The sequence below is a fragment of the Flavobacterium sp. TSSA_36 genome (genome assembly GCF_051547165.1).
GTDB lineage: Bacteria > Bacteroidota > Bacteroidia > Flavobacteriales > Flavobacteriaceae > Flavobacterium.
The window spans coordinates 443,878-461,098 of record NZ_JBPTTP010000002.1; the positions used below are offsets into that span (position 1 = coordinate 443,878).

Consider the following 17,221-nt stretch of genomic DNA (forward strand, 5'->3'; position numbering starts at 1 on the left):
TCGTTGTCCTATACCAAGCGCTCTACTATTCCTGGAGCTATCGTCACACGCCCCTATACAATAACTTTAAATTTGTAAACCCTTTTAACCAAAAAACTCTTCACACCACCTTATAACAAACTGTCCTATTCAACAAAGGATACTTACCACTCCAAAACGGCATTGATTGCTGCAGTACTAATGGCTAGACATACCAAAAAAAGGAGTAGAAATCTTAAACTTTCTACTCCTTTTATTTTTTATTAATTTATTCGAAAAAAAACTTCTCAGTGCCCTCCTATTTTAGACGGCTTCTGTATCTGATAAGCTTTTTTTATAATCTAAAACTAAGTCTTCCAAAATAATAAGCACCCGTAGTACCCATTTGAACTGGAGCATATTTAAACACGCCAAAATAACTGTTCTCATATATTTGCTTGTCTGGAAAAATATCAAATAGATTATTTGCTCCCAATATAAACTGGATTTTTGGAGTTATTTTATAGGCTACCGTTAAATCCGTGACTACTTTATCACCATGTTTTTGAATCGTTCCAAATGGAAATCCATCACGTGTCACTGCACCAAAATAGGTGTTTCTAATTAAAAAATTCCATTTGTTTAGAGCATAATTGACAGCAAAAGTTGCTTTGCTTCTTGGAGTATTACTTTCTATTAAACTTCTTTCTTGAGGACCATAATACACATCCTCTTGACCCTTAAACAAACTAGGTACATTGTTTAATCGATCATCAACCACATTTTTATTGTAGTTATATAACAAGGAAAGATTTAAATTGCCTTCTCCTATATTCAAATCATAATCTACAACGAAATCTAATCCGTTGGTGGTAGTGTTTATGGCATTCGTAAAAAAGCGTCCTGTTTCTGCACCATAAGCTGCGAAAATAGTTCGAAGTTCAGGTACAGGCTCGCCATAAGCATCATTTCCTAAATTTCCCGTGATAATGATTCGATTGTCAATGTCAATTTTATAAAAATCTACGGTGAAATTCAATTTTTTTATGGGTGAATAAACAAATCCCAAACTATAATTTTTGGAGGTTTCTTCTTTTAGTTTCGGAATTCCAAGTTGTTTGGCAACCTCGCTATCATTTCTAAAAATTCCTGAATTCAAAATTTTTCCATCAACGATGTCAGTCGCAATATTGTTGAAATATTGTTGGTGTAAAGAAGGGGCTCTAAATCCGGTGCTAAGGGCTCCACGAACAAAAAAGGTATCAGTAATTTTATACCTAACTGATAATTTCCCATTTAAAGTAGTACCAAAATCAGAATAGTCTTCATAACGAGCCGCAACTCCTACAAGGAATTTTTCAGTAATATCAGCTTCAACATCAGCATAAACACCAATACTATTTCTATTCTTATTTACTACATTCAAAGGAGAGAATCCCGGAAATGATTGTGCGCCACCATTACTATACGAAGCTTCTTCTCCAGCATTAATTTGATAATTTTCCAAACGATATTCCGCTCCAAAAGCCACATTAAGCCCTTTAAAAATAGTGCTGTATAATTTAGAAACATCAGCATTTATCGTGTTTTGTGAAAAAGCATGATTTCCAGCTTTAAATTCGGTTGGACTATTGGCTCCTAAAGAAAAGTTGTTCGTATTGGATACATCGTATATGAATTTATTTTTGCCATAAGTATTACTCAAATCTAATTTCCATTCTCCTAATTTGAATTTCAATCCTGAGATTAAAGAATAATCATTTACTACAGAGTTTAATTCGGGTTGAAATCCATAAGGAAATAGTGAAGGCACAACGTTTTCAGTTTCACTAGGTAAACGTCTAAAACCATAACCTGTGCCATTTCTTGTACTCATGCCTCCTGAGGCATAAAACTCAATGTTGTCATTCAACGGAATGGAGGTATTCACAAATCCTTGTATGTTTCTAATTTTAGCATCGCCAATTTGAAAATTAAAATCATCACGCGTAAGCCCTGCCAAAGCTAAAGCATCATCATCTAGCTGACGGGCATTGTCATTACTAAAATCATAGGCAAAATAGTTATCATACGCCGATTGATCAAAAATGATTAGATTGTGGTTTTGAGAGCGATTGGTCTTTTCACGATTATTAAATTCAGCCGTTACATTGATGAAACCACCCTCTTTTCCAATCTTGGCGCCATAGTTGGCATTGATATTCGTGGTTTGCCCATCGTTACGCGAGGTCTGACCATAAGTAGCATTAATTTCTAATCCGGTATTATCTTTCAAAATCAAGTTGATAACACCCGCAATAGCATCAGAACCATATTGTGCTGCTGCACCATCACGCAACACTTCGATGCGTTTGATTGCGGTAGCTGGTATGGCACTCAAATCGGTTCCTACAGAACCGTTTCCTACCGTATTTTGATAGTTGACTAATGAGGTAGTATGGCGTCTTTTTCCGTTAACCAAAACCAAAACTTGGTCGGGCCCTAAACCTCTTAAGGATGCGGGATCAACATGCTCTGTCCCATCTGCCGAGGATTGTCTGTTCGAATTAAAAGACGGAATTAAAGCAGCCAAGATATCATTCGTGGTAGTTTGCGGGGTTACATTTTTTAATTTTACTAAATTAACCACATCTACCGGTACTGTCGTTTCTAATTTGCTTTTTTTAGGATTACGGCTACCAACGATTACAATTTCATCCAAGTTATTATTCTCTAACACTAACTGAATGTGCATTGGATTTTCAGTGGCCTTAATCTCTTTTGTGGCATATCCAAATAGTGAAACCACTAAAGTTGGATGGTTTGATGGCGACACAATTAAAAATTCACCGCGACTGTCGCTTGTCACTTTGATTTTTGTTCCCTTGATGGCAACAGCTGCCTGATCTAAAGGAAGGCCACTTTCGTTGGTAATTGTTCCTTTTATTTCTTGGTTTTGCCCAAAAAACAAAGCGGACGTAAAAATAAAAAAGAGGGTAAGAATAATTTTTAGCGTTTTTTTCATAAGTGTGTTGGAGTGTATAAGAGGGTTTTTAGTTGGATGCATTCAATAAGTAATTTACTGATAAATTAAATTTAAAATTTGGTGCAAATATATTTAATTAAAACACACAGACGTTTTAGATTATTTTTTTTTACTATGACTAAGGTCCATTTTTATGGTAAATTATTTTAAACAGAAAAAAGGAATCCATTACAGTTTATTTAAATATATTTGTCGCATTTTTAAAAATATATACAAATGAAAATTCGATTTTTACTCTTCTTCTTCGCTCTAAGTTTTTATAGTTATTCCCAAAATAACGTATTGGTTTTTCAATCTGATTTCGGAATCAAAGATGGTGCGGTATCGGCAATGAAAGGAGTCGCGATGGGCGTTTCCACCGATATTAAAATATTTGATTTGACCCATGAAATCCCTTCTTATAACATTTGGGAAGCCGCTTATCGTTTATCACAAACGGCACAATATTATCCAGCAGGAACGGTTTTCGTTTCGGTTTGCGATCCTGGTGTAGGGACTTCCCGTCATTCAGTAGTGTTGCTCACTAAGTCTGGACACTATTTTGTAACACCCGATAACGGAACCTTAACATTGATAGCGGAACAATTAGGAATTCAGGAAATTCGCGAAATAGATGAGGTAAAAAACCGTAGAGCAAATTCGAATGAATCCTATACTTTCCATGGTCGTGATGTTTATGCTTATACTGGGGCACGTTTGGCTTCTAAAACCATCACTTTTGAAGAAATCGGGGCTAAATTACCCAATGAAGTAGTTAAAATTGAATATCAAAAGCCCCTATACAACAATGGAGTTGTCAAAGGAGGTATTCCAATCTTGGACATCCAATATGGAAATATTTGGACAAATATAGATAAGAAAACTTTCAGTAATTTGAATTTAAAAGTAGGAGATTTTGTTTCGGTACAAATATTCAATGGTACTAAAAAAGTATACCACAAAAAAGTACAGTTAGTGAACACTTTTGGACAAGTGGCTGTAGGTACTGAAGTATGTTATTTCAACAGCCTTTTGAATTTTGCACTCGCCGTCAATCAAGGTAATTTCTCAGAAAAAAATAAAATTTACAGTGGTGCCTCTTGGAGTATTACAATAAGTAAATAATACTAGTGTAAGGAGCAGGAAAAAAAGTTCACAATAAGTGAGCGTACTGAAAAAACGCACTCAATTTTGACATTAAAAAAAACGCTTGTAACAGGATTTTCAAACATCCGTTATAAGCGTTTTTATTTTGTAACAGCTTGTAAGCGCCAATTGACTATGCCCTTTTTAGATAAGATAGATACTTTGATGAAATTCCCAATTCTATGAATGGAAGCGTTACAAATGATTAAATCAGCACCCTCAAATTGGATTAATAGCAGACAAAAGAACTAAGAGCTGTATAACAGGCATTCTTTTCTTTTTTAGAAGCAGCAATCAGAGCGTTTGATCAGTAATCATTGCCCCGGTGTCAGCTCAAATTTCAAGTGCGGATTGGTCGCAACCTGTTAGCAGCAACCAACGATACTTACAATCCTCTCCAATATGCCCTACCTCTCTTTTAATAAATTCTAAAAACAATAAAAAAAGTACTGTATCTTTGAAATAAAGGAAACAACACCTGTAACATAGGATGCAACACACCAAAAGATGCCTGAAATTAGCAATACTAAAACCATATTTTCACTCTTAGAGGTCACCAACAGTATAAAAAAAACGTTGGAAAAAAGATATTCCAATACCTACTGGATTAAGGCTGAAATGAACAAACTCAATTATTACAGCCATTCGGGACACTGTTATCCTGAGTTAGTTGAAAAAATTGACGGCAAAGTGATTGCACAAATTAAAGCCACTTTATGGCGGGAAGAGTATCAAAATAGCAATCGCAACTTTATTCGAATTTTAAAAGAACCACTAAAAGAGGGCATTAAGATTTTATTCTTAGCAAAAATAGCCTTTGATCCCGCTTTTGGCTTGTCCCTTCAAATACTTGAAATTGACCCGCAATATACCTTAGGAGATCTGGAAAACGAAAAGCGAGAAACCATAAGAAAACTGCAGTCGGAAGGTATTTATGATCAAAATAAAAAAAAACTCTTTCCCTTATTACCCCAACGAATTGCCATTATTTCTGTGGAAACTAGCAAAGGATATGGCGATTTCATGGACGTGATTGAAAAAAATCCATGGCAGTACAAATTCTTTTTTCTCCTGTTCCCTTCTATACTGCAAGGGGAAAAAGCAGTTACGGGAATTATAGCCCAATTAAATCGCATCCAAAAAGTCGTGCATCATTTTGATGCCGTGGCCATAATACGAGGCGGCGGTGGTGATGTAGGTTTGTCTTGTTACAACAACTATGAGCTAGCCAAAGCCATAGCCTTATTTCCAATCCCCGTCATTACTGGAATTGGACATGTAACGAATGAAACCGTTTGCGAAATGATTGCACATACCAATGCCATTACACCCACAAAACTTTCTGAATTTCTAATTCAAAAATTCCATAATCTTTCCGTACCCCTTCAAAAAGCGAAAGAGAAAATAGCGGATAAATCCAAACGATTAGTAAGTGAAGAATATGCAAGATTGGAATCAGAATGGAAACTATTTCGCACGACAACATCTAGCATGATTAATACCCATGAAAACCATATTAAAAATGCCAGTTATGCCATACAACAACAAGCCAACTTTATGGTAAAAAGCAATCGTGACCAAGTCAATGTGTTGCAATCCAAAATCCATATCGCCACAAAATTCAATAGGAATCAATGGAAAGCAGCACTTACACAATGGCAAGAAAAAATACAGACACAACCGCTAGTGAGGCTCAAAACGGCAGCATTAGCATTGCAAAACATAGAGAAAAACATCCAAATCATGGATCCCATCAATGTCTTAAAAAGAGGATTTAGCATTACCTATGCCAAAGGTAAATCGGTCAAAGACTTCACAGAAGTGGAGGAAGGCACCACCATAAAAACTGTGTTATTTAAGGGTACCCTTGAAAGTATCATCACCAAAAAAGCAAAATAAAATGGAAGAAAAAATCAATTACACTGAAGCTTTTGAAGAATTAAAAACAATTGTTGCCGAAATTGAGCAAGGAGAAATCTCCGTAGACGAGTTATCGGAAAAAGTAAAAAGAGCCACACTATTAATCAAACACTGCAAATTAAAATTAACCACCACCGAAGAAGATGTAAATACCATCTTAAAAGAACTCGAGAATTAAGCCGTACGGACAGCTCGCGAGCTGTCCCCTCGTTTGCTTCATCCATTTATAATAAAGCCACTACTCTTCAAGAGCCAAAGCACTAAAGACTATTCACCAATCACTTTAAAAATCTGCTTCCATTCCAAACAATCCAAAACCAGACAATCACATTCCGCCGCCCGCCCCTGACCACCATTAACGGGCAACCACCACAGAAACCGATACCTCAGTAAATTCATATAAAAAATAAAAAAATGGGGAAGTAATTCAGTGGAAGTAGATTTCTAATACGTACTTCTGGAGAAACGTACGTCAAAGCCCAATCAAAGGTATAGATAGTGTATGAAATAGGCCCTAGAAAACGACCCGATGGCAAGAATGTACCATCCCCAGTATCGGACTAACACTAATCGTTTTATCTTTTCAATGAAAAATGACCTTTAAAATTCCTGCCATTTCCTAGGATAACGGTGAACCAATAATCTGAGGCCAATACTGCTTCTCCATTTAAAGTTCCGTCCCATCCTACATCTTTAATCGTTAACCTCTTCAGGAATTTCCCATAACGATCATAAATAGTAGTCACCGATTCAGGAAATTTTTCAATCCCTTGTAGGTGCCAATAATCATGATATCCATCATTATTAGGCGTAAAAAACTTAGGATAATCTACCAGTACAATTTCTCTTTGATCAAAGCCACAGCCTTTTTTATCTCTGACTTGAATCACATAAATTCCTCCTGGAATGTTGTTAAAAGTATTGTTACTTTGAAAATTAACGCCGTCAATAGTATATTCAAAATCTCCATCACCTGAGGTTTTGATTGCAATAAAATTGTTATCTGAAACATCTTGAATTTTGACATCGACAATTTTAGGCAAAGTGGAGCGCACTAAAACAAAAGAGAAGGAGCTTTCACAAGCTATTCCATTATTTATTTTAGAAACGCTGAGCGTATATTTTCCTGCATTGACTAACGTTGCTTCAAAGGAATTAGAGATTACAGCATTATCTTCATAGGTCCATTTCCAAGAATCAAAAGCCAAATCAGTTGCAATTTTTAAAGAGGGCTCTAAATCACACAAAAAGTATTCTTTTTCTAACCTAATTTCAGGCAACTTATTGACGACTAATTTACAAGTCGTTTCAGAAAAACATAAAGGATTAGCTTGGTTCTCAACGCTAATACTAATGGTTTGAGACCACGCAGTCGTGTTTTTAAATTGCAGTGGTAATGGACTTGGTAATTTGTTTCCGTTTTCGTCAGTATAAACAATGCGGTACCCTGACTTATTTGCTAACAATTGACTTTCAATAGTCGAGGTATCAAAATAAGAAAACCCGTTCCCCTGATCGCAAGCGTACACTGTTTTTGGCTGATTTATGAGCGGTTTCGCTGAAGTTACTAGATTTAAAGTTGTTTCAGCATAACACTTTGTTTGAGGATTTGTAACTCTTACCGTGATCATTTCCTTGTTTGCGACCGTGTTTGTAAATGGATTGGGTAAAGGATTTGGAAGTAGATTTCCATAAATATCATAGTAACTCACCTCCATTCCTATTTGATTTCCTACCACCTTGGATGCTACAGTTGAAGTATCAAAATATTCAGAGATTCCATCATTATTATCATCACAACCAATTATTTCTTGCAAAGGGTTTGCTTTTGGTAAAGCACTTACAATTAAGTTAAAACTTGATTCACTATAACAATTGGTGTTTGTGTTTAAAGTCTTTACCGTGATTTTTTCCTTATTTGTAACTAAATTAGAAATGGCATTGAATGGTGTCTCAATTTTCTGTCCGTTTTCATGATAGAATGCTACTTTTATATCTGTAGCACTTCCAATAATTAAAGTTGCTACGGGCTGTAAATCAAATTCTCCAAAACCATCTGTATCGTTATCACAAACAATTAGGTCAGCCACAGCTGGTATTTGAGGCAAGGGATTCACAATTAAATCGAAAGTTATTTCTGAGTAGCAGCAAAGATTATCTTTATGACTTACTCGTACAGTTATTGTCTCTTTGTCCTTAACAGTATTGGTAAACGGACTTGGCAACGAAGCATATTTATTGCCCTTTCCATCAATGAAGGTTACGACTTTATCTATTTGCCCACTTAAAACCTGTTGTGTTACCGAAGAAACATCAAAAGATTTTGAAATGCCGGTGTTAACCTCACTTTCGCAAGCATAAATAGTATTGATACCGTACGCTTTTGGTGGTTCTTTCACATCGATTATTTCGGATACTACCTCTACTGTACCCTCTTTTGAAGTAACCGTGGCGGTAATTGTGAATTTTCCATCTATTGAAAAATCGTGAAAAGGAGATAAATCTGTAGATGTATTATTTACTCCTGAAGCCGGATCCCCAAAATTCCAGACAATTGACGCCACTTTTGACGCATCATCAATACTAAATTCTTTTAAAAATTCAGAGCAGATATTGGTGAAATTCATTTCGAAATGATTCGAAACATTTTTCACATTGCCAGTTACATTGATGTAGAAATTGGCGTTTGTAATTCCATCATCGACTGTAGAGAAATATTGATTGTATCCAATATTAGGTGAGCGATTACAACCTTTAAACCAAGAAATGCCATTGTCTTGTGTAGATCCAGCTATGAAAACACCTAATGATCCACCTCCAACTTCTACTTCAACTAATATTTTTTCAATACCAGCAGGTATTTTTATAGGTGTTGAAAAGTCCATTTGCATAATCTGAGAGTCCCTACCGATAACTCGAGGAAGGTCAACAACTTGACTACTTCCAATTAGATTAGTTTCAGAAAAAGATGTTGGAAAATTAGCGTCGATTTTGTAAATATTAAATTTGGCATTAGCTCCCCATGCAGTTCCATTTACAGCAACCTGCCCAGAAGTAATTGTGAATTCTTCTTTGGGTGATATGCCAAAATCTTTTAAGTCAAAATCTCTAGCCCAATAAAAATTTTGCTGAGAACAAGCATACATATCTGTTTTTACCAAATCGTCGCATACATTGTGAGATAATCGGGTAACAGATCCCTGACTTTTTGAATTAAAAACATCCCCTTTTACAGTTATATAAAAATTCGCATTGGGTACAGGTATATTTAAATCTGTCGTTGGCACTAAACGTTGGTTATCATTACAACCTTTATACCATGACACTCCTTTGTCCTCTGTTGTGCCAGCTACAAAAACTTTAGCAATTGTATTATAATCTCTTGTTTTATCGACTACTACCAAAATTTTTTGAACACCTGCGGGAACAATGATCGGTTGCTCAAAATCGAAATGCATTATTTCTGGATTTCCATTTATGGCTTTGGTAGCTTTACCGCCCGTTGACCCTAATATAGGCTTATCCCAGTTGGAATTATATATGGCAGGAAATCTTTCATCAACAATGTATACTGAAAAATATAATTGTGAACCGATATCTGATTGAGCAATTCCTATCTGGCCTGATTTGATAACAAATTGTTCATTGGGAGCAATGCCAAAATCAGATAATTTAAAAACTTTACCCCAAGTTTCTTCTTCAAGACAAGAATACATATCCGTCTTAATTAATGTGGTCCCAACATTATTGGTAAGGGTTATTTGGGCTTTTGAAAATTGAAAAGTAAAGGCCAGTAGCAAGAGCGCTATGATTTTAACTATTTTTTTTTGAGTACTTGTCATTCTTGCTGATGTTGTTATACAAGTGATTGTCAATTTTAGTCTATACACACCGAACGTAGTAGACTTTCTTGATGATTGTTCAAAAATATAACTTTTTCTTACAAATCAACAAAAATGTTTCCTTTTAGCCCCGACAGCAGCGGCATCCTTTGCTTTTCTTCTTTAGAAAAGCAAAGATATAGCGGATGGCGGGACCTATGCTGGCCAAAAAGCCTATTTTCCCTGCTCCTTAGAAGGCAACTATTGTAAAGGTTTGTCTACTACGGGACGTTCGGGTCTATTGGCCAATTCCCAAGCCATAGCAAAGGCCAATTGGGTTCTTTTGGCTAGGGCATCAAACTCGATTTTGCTGACTTCATCGGTTTTTTTATGGTAGTCTTCGTGTACGCCATTGAACAAAAACACCGATGGGATGCCATTTTTGGCGAAGTTGTAATGGTCGGAACGCTCATAAAAATGATTGGGATCCTTTTTGTCGTTGTATTTGAAATCCAAATCCAATTGGGTGTATTTTTCGTTGGCCGCCACAGTGATGTCGTGCAGTTGACTCGACAATCTATCGGCACCAATGACATATACATAATTATTGGTTTTGGGATGGTCAAAATCGCGACGTCCAATCATGTCAATATTGATGTCGGCGATGGTATTTTTTAAGGGAAATAATGGATTTTTAGCATAAAAACGAGAACCGTGCAAGCCGTGTTCTTCGCCTGTTACATGCAAAATTAAAATGGAACGTTTTGGCCCGTGACCTTGTTTTTTTGCCAGTTGAAAGGCTTGCGCGATTTCTAAAAGTGCTACGGTTCCTGAACCATCGTCGTCGGCGCCGTTGTAGACATCACCATTTGTAACCCCTACATGGTCGTAATGGGCAGAAATGACCAAGATTTCGTTCGGTTTTTCAGTTCCTTTGATGAAGGCCCAAATATTCTCGGAGTCGTTGAGTTTGGGGCCATAATTGGATTTCATGAACTCGGCGGGTACTTTTTGGTAATAGTCGGAGGCACCATCGGGAAACGAAATGCCATTTATTTTGTATTGTTCGATGAGATAGCGACCGGCTTTTTTTTGGCCTTCGGTTCCTGTGTCGCGTCCTTCCATTTCGTCAGAAGCTACGATAGTCAGGTGTTTTTTTAGATCGGTTTGGGTAATGGTAGCCAGGTATTTTTGTATGGGTGCTGTTTTGGTTTTGTTTTGTGCCGTGCAGGAAAGGCTAACAAGTACAGCACATACGAATGCTTTTTGAATCATTTTTTAAGGATTTTATTTACCGCAAATTTGTAAATTATTTTAGATGATGCAGTGGGTTAGCATGGCCACGAATGCACTAATTTAATTTACCGCAAATTCACAAGTTATTTTTTTATGTGTTGTGGTTATTATGGCCACGAATGCACTAATTTATTTTTGATAATCGTTGCTGGTTTTATTTACCGCAAATTTGCAAATTATTTTAGATGATGCAGTGGGTTAGCATGGCCACGAATGCACTAATTTTTTTATCGTTGCGGGTGTTTTATTTACCGCAAATTAGCAAATTATTTTATGAGAAGTAGTGAGTGGGTTAGTATGGCCACTAATGCATTAATTTAATTAACCGCAGATTCGCAAATTATTTTTTCGTTGGTATAGTTTCAATTTGCGAATTTGCGGTTATTTTTTTTATTTTTTTAAAATTTCGTTTAAGAAAAGTTGCATGTGTTCGAAGGAACGTTTTGCTGCTTTTTCATTGTAAGCGGCTCCTTTGGAGTTGTCGTTTCCTGCGTTTGGATCGGTAAAGGAGTGCACTGCATTGGCATAATAAATCATTTCCCAATCGGCTTTGGTATCGCGCATTTCTTGTTGAAAGGCTGCAATTTCTTCTTTGGATACAAAAGGATCATCAGCACCGTGACAAGCCAAAACTTTTGCTTGAATTGGAGTAGTGGCACGGGTCGCATCTTTGCCTAAACCGCCGTGAAAGGATACCACTCCTTTGATGTTCATAGTGCCTCGTGCGGCTTCTAAAGCACCTGTTCCTCCGAAGCAAAAACCAATAACGGCAATATTATCAGCATTAGCGCCTGATTGAATGAGTTGTGCCAAGGCTAGGCTAATTCTTTTTTGATACAAATCGGTGTTCTTTTTGTAATAACCGGCATTTTTTCCAGCTTCGGCATTGTCTTTTGGGTAGTTTCCTTCGCCATAAATATCAGCAATAAAGGCGTGATACCCTAGATTTGACAATTCGATTGCGGTTTGTTTGGAATGGTCATCGATACCTTTCCACGCGGGAAGAATCAGAATTCCTGGTTTTTGGCTGCTTTTTTTCTTGGGTTGAATCGCAAAGCCGTTTAGTTTTTGATTGCCATCTTGATAGGAAATGGCTTTTAGTTGAGCATTACTTGATAGACTACAAAATAGTAGCGTCACGAATAGGACAGTTATATTTCTCATATATGTAAAAGTTATTTGTTAGCGGTCATATATGGAATCGCTTTTTCTTATTGGTGTTTGTTTGCAACAAACTTTTGTTAATGACGATTTCATAGGGTTAGTTTTTAACAAATATCAGTAATATTACTCAAAAAAAATACCCTCGTGAAAAATTTACGAGGGCATTTAAATTATAGATTGAGATTACTCACCAGGATGATAGGTTTTCTCAGCATTTTTTTGCACATCTTCTTTGTAGAATAAAACGTCTTTGAATTGGGCATTTTGATACATTTTGGCTTGGTCAAAAAAGTGTTTCGAGTTGGGGTCTCCCGAATTTCCTCCAGCCAATAAAGACTTGGCTTTTATTTTTGGACCAAATTCAACCGCACAAATAAAGCTGTTGCCGTTGTAACCATAGCGTTTTTTGCTGTTGTTTTGATACGAACTTTTGAAAGCAGGCAAACTTCCCCACAATACCGATGCGGTTCCCATTGCTAAACTTTCTTGGTTGTCGTCATAGGTTAAATCTATGTCTCCAGAAGGACGTTGAAAACGGTTGATGTCGCCCCACGGAATTTCCCATTTTCCAAATTTGGCTTGCAATTCCTGAACAACTTCTCTTAATTGCGGTAACATAGCATCAATGCCAGCTGTTTTGGCAAAGTCGGTCATGTTTTCTACTTGGTCTTTTTCACCTTCGTCGATGTAGACTTTTTGCAAAATTGGATTCAATTTGAACGCCCATTCATTGGCCAAGGTAGTCGCCACAGAATTTACATTCGAATAATAATTCCAATTTTTCAACACTTGAATTGGAGCTTCCAAATCTTTGAATTTGGGTTCTTGAGCTTGAGCATCTTTTTGAAAATTAGCAATCAAAGCAGGAAGTAACACTTCAAAAGCTGATAATTTGGTGTCGTAACCATCCGTAATCAAGTTATCTAAGGTGTATTTTTTGTCTTGACTGAATATACGAACGGCATTAACTCCTCTAAAGTTTTCTCCATCAGGCGCCATATATGGCAAATAGTTGGATTCTTTTGGGCTGTTGTTACCTGCTACAGAATAGGGCGTGGAGTTGCAATTTTGTAACCAACCATTACTTGGATTGTACAAATGCACGGTTTCAGATACAGGATGCAAACCTTTCCATTGGGTTTTGGAGGTAGTGCCATCGACTACTTTGGCCCAATTGAGGCTTTTGTCGCGCATCGGAATAAAGTTCCCGTGCCAATAGGCAATGTTTCCTTTGTTGTCGGCATACACAGTATTGTTGGAGGTGTTGGCTTTTAAATCCATCGCTTTTTGGTAGTCCTTGAAATCCTTTGATTTGGTTCTAACCCAACTTTGTACCAAACTTTCCATATTGCGGTTTTTGGATTTCAAACTAATCCATTTTCCGTCTCGTTTAGCCATAATCGGACCGTGAATCGTAAAATACGTCTTGATGGTTTTGGAAGTCATTTGTCCTTTATCCAAATACTTTAGAACGATATTTTTTTCTTTTACAGGTAATAATTTACCATCGTATTCATAAAAAAGTTTCCCTTTTTGCTCGACTATTTTTTCTGCATACATATCGGCTACGTCTACATTAGAAGACGTATGCATCCAACCACAGTTTTCATTAAATCCTTGGTAAATAAAAATTTGTCCCCAAGTCACGGCTCCGTAGGCATTTAATCCTTCTTGACTACTGATCTGGATTTCGGGTCTGAAATAAAAAGTAGTGTGTGGATTGATGTACAAAAGTGCATTTCCCGAAATTGATTTTGAAGGCGCAATGGCAAATCCATTCGACCCCGTTTGTACATTCACGTCTCGTTCTACATAAGCTACTTTGTCATTGTTACCAGAGTAAAAAGCTTTCAATTCACCAGTTGTTAAATCGGCGGTGCTAATCGCGCCAATACTGCCGTCGGTCCAAAGCAAAGGAAACCAAGGTTCAAAACGAGTCAGCAATAATGGTTTTACTTCAGGATGTTTGTACAAGTAATAGTTGATAGCATCGGCATAACTGTTCATTAGTTTTTTGAGCCAAGGTGCCGCTTTTTTGTAATCGGCTTTGGCTTCTTCGGCGTCTATGAGCAAACGGGTTTCTAAATCATTGTACAAAACGCCTTCGCCTTTTACTTCGGCCAAACGTCCTAACTTATCGATATAGTTCATTTCGACACGTTTAAAGTCGTCTTCGCATTGCGCATACAACATACCAAAAACCGCATCAGCATCAGTCTTTCCGTAGACGTGAGCAATGCCCCAATTGTCTCTGATGATGTTGACTTGTTTGGCTTGTCGCTCCATTCGTTTTACTTCCGAAGCAGTTACTTGTTGTGCCCAAATTGATGTCAGTGGACTCAATAGCAGCATCCAAACAATTGCCCAATAGTGTTGTGTCTTCATTTTATTGGATATTAAATTTTTGACCTTCAATCAAAACGCTCATTTCTAAAGATTTGATACTAACGAGATGATTTTTGGGTGCTTTCTTGATTTCTTTAGGATTTTTAACCACGATGACTTCGCTTTCGCCAACTACTTCGACAGTTTTGTCTCTCACAACGATGGCGGTACTTTCGTCAATTCCGATTCCAATATGATTAGGAAAATCTACTAAGCCTGTCAGTAAGCGATTGTAACGACTTCTTTTTAGAAAATGCTGGTCAATAATTACGTTTTTTACTAAGCCCAAACCTGAGTTGATTTCTAGGTTGTCATAACGGATATTATCAAAAGTTTCAGTGTATTTGGTTTCTAATTTTTGGTTCCCCGTAATCATATTTTCACACATAACCGCTGCACCTGCGCTAGTTCCTGCAATAGTGCTCCCGTTTTGATGGGCTTTGTGAATGGCATTATAAATCGGAGTACCACGAACGACTCCCATAAATCGGGTCTGATCTCCACCGCTGATGAATATGAGTTTGGCTTTTTGCAACGAATCCGCAAGAACTTTATTTTGACTGGTGGTTTTGTCAAAATTGAGCATCACGATAGGGTGAGGTGTAAGTTTACTTAACTGTTTTTTGAAATAAATATAAGCACTATCAGGTTCTTCACTCGACATCGGAAGCACCACAATAAAATCTTTGGTTTTTAAGTCAGCTACTTTTAGCATCTGATTCATCAATAAGTCGGAGCGTTTTCCGCCACCAATGATGAATAATCTTCCTTTGTTTTTTTGAGCTTCAACTATAGTGGTTGATAGTAAAAGAATTGTAATGAAAAGTTGTGATAATCTTACTTTTGGCAATTGCATAATAAATGGTATTAATAGTGAAAACGTATTCAGATGAGATTATGTTATCTGATTTATTCTATAGAAAGAACACCATCAGTAACATACATATTTTTCGAAGTTCCTCCAGAAAAAGTGGTCCAATTGGTCAAATCAAAAGAACCATTTCCAGTTTCTTTACCTGTTATTAAGTAGGCTTGAATGGCTTTTTTATTGTTTACCCAATTGAGTTTATTGTTTGGACTACATTTTTCAGGTTTTTCACTACTGCCTTTCAAGAAATAAGCAGTTCCAGTTCCGTAAACTACTGCTTTTCCATTTTCGTCAATACACACCGCAGTTTCTTCTTCTACACCGATTCCCTTGGGTTCTTGCCAGTTAAAATCAGTGGCTAAGCGAGCTAGAAAAGTGATGTGTCTTCCTTTTCTGTTAGGATTATTGTAATGGGTGTCGGTAATAGTATTTTTAAGAAAAGGATTGTTGATGAAATCGCTTTTTGCTAAAGTAATTTTTGAATTGAAAGGATTTACGAGCGCTTCCTCGGAAGTTATGGTATTGTTTTCGGCGGTGAAGACCGCTTCACCAAGAATAGCACAACCTGCACTGGTTCCTCCAACGGGTACTTTTTTTATATTAATTAGGTAATTCAGTGCCTCTTCTACGGGAGTATTTCTCCAAAAGCGAATATAATTGGCTTGGTCTCCGCCAGCAATAAATAGCATTTCAGCCTCTTTGATGCGTTCCCCTACTTTTGGATTGTTGGCAAGTTCGGCACTGTTTATAAGTAAGGTTTCTACAGAATTTACTTGTCGGATACCATTTACTTGTACTAAATCGTATAAGTATTGATTGTAACCTGTTGCCCCTGATGCTCTAATGATTACTACATCTCCTCCGATGCTTTTGTTGATCATCCATTTCATTGCACTGTCTACATCAGTAGCACCTCCCATTAAAACAGTTCCAGCACTAGTTGTTACTGTAACATCTTTCGGGTCTCCCACGATTCCTATTGACGAAGGGATAGCAGTATATTCGAGGGTTGGAGTTGGTTTCTCGGATTCGTTAGCATCACCACTACAAGCCAGTAAACTGAATGATAAAAGAAAAGAAGAAGTTAGTAAAATGCCATTTTTGGTTGGTTTGGTTAGAAAATCAGAAAACATATTTAGTTATTTATAAGGTTACATTGCGTTTAAAGGCACAACCTAGCTCGATGATGGAATCGGTTTTGGCAATACCAGGGATATTATCTATTTTTTCGTACAATAATCTTCTCATATGCTCATGATCTTTGGCAATCATTTTGATATATAGCGTGTAAGAACCCGTAATAAAATAACATTCCGTTATTTCTGGTATTCCTTTCAATTCCTCAATTACTCTAGCTGAATCGGCATCTTTATTTAAAGTAATCCCTGTAAAAGCGCCCCAATCATAACCTATTTTCTTTTCATTAATTACTGGTTTTATTCCCGTAAGCACACCATGCTCTATCAATCTGTTAATTCTTTGATGAACCATAGTGTTAGAAATTTTAAGATTTGATGCTATTGCAGAGAAAGCCATTCGCCCATCTTTTTCTAATTCTTTAATGATGTTAATGTCAAATTCGTCTAATACTTCCATTTTTAAAGCCTGTTTTAAAGTTAAAATCACTTTTTATTTTATTTATAAAAGTAATTATTTTTA

The 17,221-nt window shown here is 36.7% G+C and carries 11 protein-coding genes; 3 read left to right on the plus strand and 8 right to left on the minus strand.

All coding sequences use genetic code 11. From position 1 onward, the window contains the following. Positions 1-313: 313 nt before the first annotated feature. A complete protein-coding gene (locus ACSVH7_RS05975; RefSeq protein ID WP_438065777.1) occupies positions 314-2,962 on the minus strand; it encodes a TonB-dependent receptor in 2,649 nt (882 codons plus the stop codon). A gap of 237 nt (positions 2,963-3,199) precedes the next feature. Here ACSVH7_RS05975 and ACSVH7_RS05980 point away from each other — a divergent pair, with 237 nt between their 5' ends. The 3 genes from ACSVH7_RS05980 to xseB all read left to right on the plus strand — a co-directional run bounded on the left by ACSVH7_RS05980 (position 3,200) and on the right by xseB (position 6,206). After that, positions 3,200-4,087: an SAM hydrolase/SAM-dependent halogenase family protein gene (locus tag ACSVH7_RS05980; RefSeq protein WP_438065778.1), complete on the plus strand. Its 888-nt coding sequence runs from the start codon at positions 3,200-3,202 to the stop codon at positions 4,085-4,087. 528 nt (positions 4,088-4,615) lie between these two features. Next, positions 4,616-6,007: an exodeoxyribonuclease VII large subunit gene (gene xseA, locus ACSVH7_RS05985; RefSeq protein ID WP_438065779.1), complete on the plus strand. Its 1,392-nt coding sequence runs from the start codon at positions 4,616-4,618 to the stop codon at positions 6,005-6,007. Position 6,008: 1 nt separating this feature from the next. Next, a complete protein-coding gene (xseB, locus tag ACSVH7_RS05990) occupies positions 6,009-6,206 on the plus strand; it encodes an exodeoxyribonuclease VII small subunit (RefSeq protein ID WP_438065780.1) in 198 nt (65 codons plus the stop codon). Between the two features lie 397 nt (positions 6,207-6,603). Here xseB and ACSVH7_RS05995 read toward each other — a convergent pair whose 3' ends face one another. The 7 genes from ACSVH7_RS05995 to ACSVH7_RS06025 all read right to left on the minus strand — a co-directional run bounded on the left by ACSVH7_RS05995 (position 6,604) and on the right by ACSVH7_RS06025 (position 17,158). Continuing rightward, on the minus strand, positions 6,604-9,870 hold the full coding sequence (locus ACSVH7_RS05995; RefSeq protein WP_438065781.1) for a T9SS type B sorting domain-containing protein: 3,267 nt from the start codon (positions 9,868-9,870) through the stop codon (positions 6,604-6,606). Positions 9,871-10,110: 240 nt separating this feature from the next. Further along, positions 10,111-11,124 carry a M28 family metallopeptidase gene (locus ACSVH7_RS06000; RefSeq protein ID WP_438065782.1) on the minus strand — a complete coding sequence of 338 codons (1,014 nt, stop codon included), beginning with the start codon at positions 11,122-11,124 and terminating at the stop codon, positions 10,111-10,113. A gap of 411 nt (positions 11,125-11,535) precedes the next feature. Further along, complete coding sequence (locus ACSVH7_RS06005) at positions 11,536-12,309, minus strand: dienelactone hydrolase family protein (protein ID WP_438065783.1); 774 nt, start codon at positions 12,307-12,309, stop codon at positions 11,536-11,538. 183 nt (positions 12,310-12,492) lie between these two features. Further along, positions 12,493-14,694: a penicillin acylase family protein gene (locus ACSVH7_RS06010; protein ID WP_438065784.1), complete on the minus strand. Its 2,202-nt coding sequence runs from the start codon at positions 14,692-14,694 to the stop codon at positions 12,493-12,495. 1 nt (position 14,695) lies between these two features. Next, entirely contained in the window at positions 14,696-15,550 is an 855-nt protein-coding gene (locus ACSVH7_RS06015; protein WP_438065785.1) for a cyanophycinase, read from the minus strand. Between the two features lie 53 nt (positions 15,551-15,603). Beyond that, positions 15,604-16,695: a cyanophycinase gene (locus ACSVH7_RS06020; RefSeq protein ID WP_438065786.1), complete on the minus strand. Its 1,092-nt coding sequence runs from the start codon at positions 16,693-16,695 to the stop codon at positions 15,604-15,606. A 10-nt stretch (positions 16,696-16,705) separates the two neighbouring features. Further along, complete coding sequence (locus ACSVH7_RS06025) at positions 16,706-17,158, minus strand: Lrp/AsnC family transcriptional regulator (protein ID WP_438065787.1); 453 nt, start codon at positions 17,156-17,158, stop codon at positions 16,706-16,708. Positions 17,159-17,221: the final 63 nt, after the last annotated feature.